The sequence below is a fragment of the Paenibacillus sp. 01T422 genome (assembly GCF_056398785.1).
Window position 1 is genome coordinate 1 of sequence record NZ_JBFTQB010000947.1, and the last position, 2,407, is coordinate 2,407.

Genomic DNA, 2,407 nt, shown 5'->3' on the forward strand with positions numbered 1-2,407 from the left:
CTTCATGGCAACGTAGTAATCAACCAGAGGGGATAGTAGATACTAATGTTTATTTTATTACATCCCCAGAAAACATGCCTATTAAGAATCAAGATAAAAGACCTTTATCACAGACCCAACATTACCGCAGGATATTGCGTCGCGATCCACAACCGAGATGATTACGATTTGGAGAAAGCATATGCACAGTGTGTGGGATGTCACGGCTTTAACTGAGGCAAAGCAAGATTTAGAACGATTTGTCCAATGACACAAAAGTACCTACATAAATCAACTTCAAAAAGCTTGAGTTCTCAAGCTTTTATTTTTTTATGTAGGYAAATTTGTGTCAGTAATAAATGCACAAATCTCCCTACATTGTAGTCTTGTGGCACAAAACTACCCACATTGTAGGACTCTGAATCTTGACATATTCAACGACAAGCTTTGAGTCTTGATTAAAAGGCGTTGCAGCACCTGAATATCATTAATTGGTCTGTTGACAATCTACTCGGAATCGCTGTTGCTATCGCTTATTTAGCAGATAAAATAAAACAACCGTATCCAACCTTACTTGTAGTTGCCGGACTATTGCTTGGTCTTTTTCCCATTCAAGCGCTCCATGAAATTAAGACATATGTGGCGTCAGATCATGTATTTCAGACAGCTGTCATTTTAATTTTCTTGTCTGCTCTAATAGGAGATGCTGCACTTAAGCTGCCTTTTGGTGAAATTAAAGAGAATAAGCGACCAATATTGTTATTGGCCTTACTCGGGACGTTAATGACTTTTATTCTAATAGCTGGGCTGTCTTATTATTTGTTAGACCTTAACTTGCAAAAAGCGCTTGTTTTCGGTGCTTTAATGGCTGCTACAGATCCAGTCTCCGTATTAACCATTTTTAAGTCAATGGGTCTGAATAAGAAGCTGTCGATTATCGTAGAGGGAGAGAGTCTGGCGAACGACGGGGTGGCAGTTGTACTTTTWAAAATTGCCCTAGTTACAACAGTATTAAGTATGTCGGGGATGTTACATGGCTCACTGGAGATTGGGCTTTCGATCGTTCTCTTTTATGGAGCATTTGAATTAGCGGAAATGTTCCATTTCTCAGGCGTCATATCAGTTGTATTTGCAGGACTTTTGTTAGGTACATATGGCAAGAACATCGGAATGTCCGATTTAACTCATGAGAAAATGGATTCCTTCTGGGAAACAATTGCTTTTATCGCCAATGCACTGATATTTCTCATGGTTGGACTCGAAATTTCAAATATCAACTTCACGGAGAAGTGGTTAGAAATAGGTGGAAGTATTCTCATTGTACTCGCTGCAAGGTTCATTGCGATATATGTAAGTCTAATTTTCGATAAGGGAATACCTAGCATCTGGAAGCCGATTATTGCGTGTGGCGGGTTAAAAGGCTCTCTTTCTATTGCGTTAGTACTAAGCATTTCCCCGGATTTTGAAGGCCGTGACTTGCTATTAGCTATGACATTTAGTAATGTCGTTTTCTCACTCCTTGTTCAAGGAACAACGATTAGCCTTCTTGTTAAGAAGCTGAAAGTTAAGTGAAAAAAATCAACTGAGACCACTTCGAGAATGCTCTTGAAGTGGTTATTTAATGTGTTGAAACCTGTAGAGACTGGTAAAAATGCGGGAAAATGTGGAGATACTAAAGAAAAGTTGTCCAGCAAAACGTTGGAATTACAAGGAGAGGGGAATTGAATGGAGCAACAAGAGCGTCAAATCACAATCATTCAAGCAGCAATTGTTCTAATTAGTGCAATTATTGGGGTAGGAGTGTTAGCTCTGTCGCTTTTTACTGTAAGAGCTGCTGAATCAGGAGCGCCGCTGGTAACACTTCTTGGCTCCATAATATAATAATCATTCTATTATTCTGCTTGCTCGCAGCGTTTGCTTCACGTGAGTTTGGGGAAGTTGTTGTTACTTCGGTTTTACCGAAGACACCGCTAGAGGTAACAGTTATCGTCATGCTGCTGCTTGCTGCTGTATCAGCACGTGCTGATATCACTAATTTTGCATATTTCCATCAATTTTATTTCCCTTTCATCCTATTTCCTGTGATATTAATTGTGGTATTCTCGCTAAAAAATGCTCATTTAATCAACTTATTACCTCTATGGGGAAATGAAACGAGCCATTTTTTGGGAGGAATGCTTTCCATCATTACCTGCTAATATCTTAGAGCGATTGGACGGCGCATTTCTTGCTGTGTGGGTTACTGCGGTATTTACAACATTGCTGTCGTCTTACTATCTAGTTATCAATTTTATAAGTCGCGTGCACAATTGTGTATCCTTTCGCATTAAGGACTGTCGCAATGATACGTCAGAAAAAATTACAGAGTAGGAATCTAGATAAATAGGAGAACCCTATTTATAATAATGACTTTAGACCACTTTTGAGA

Annotated in this window: 3 protein-coding genes; all 3 read left to right on the top strand. The window is 39.1% G+C overall.

Annotated features, from left to right (window positions below; all coding sequences use genetic code 11):
- Nucleotides 1-447 precede the first annotated feature (447 nt).
- The 3 genes from AC1DUA_RS33875 (at nt 448) to AC1DUA_RS33885 (ending at nt 2,177) form a co-directional block, all read left to right on the top strand.
- A complete protein-coding gene (locus AC1DUA_RS33875) occupies nt 448-1,551 on the top strand; it encodes a cation:proton antiporter (protein ID WP_477503919.1) in 1,104 nt (367 codons plus the stop codon).
- Between the two features lie 153 nt (nt 1,552-1,704).
- Nucleotides 1,705-1,860 (top strand): hypothetical protein, encoded by a 156-nt coding sequence (locus AC1DUA_RS33880; protein ID WP_477503920.1) that lies wholly within the window; start codon nt 1,705-1,707, stop codon nt 1,858-1,860.
- Between the two features lie 20 nt (nt 1,861-1,880).
- The gene (locus AC1DUA_RS33885; RefSeq protein WP_477503921.1) at nt 1,881-2,177 is read left to right on the top strand and encodes a GerAB/ArcD/ProY family transporter; all 297 of its coding nucleotides are present in this window, start codon (nt 1,881-1,883) and stop codon (nt 2,175-2,177) included.
- Nucleotides 2,178-2,407: the final 230 nt, after the last annotated feature.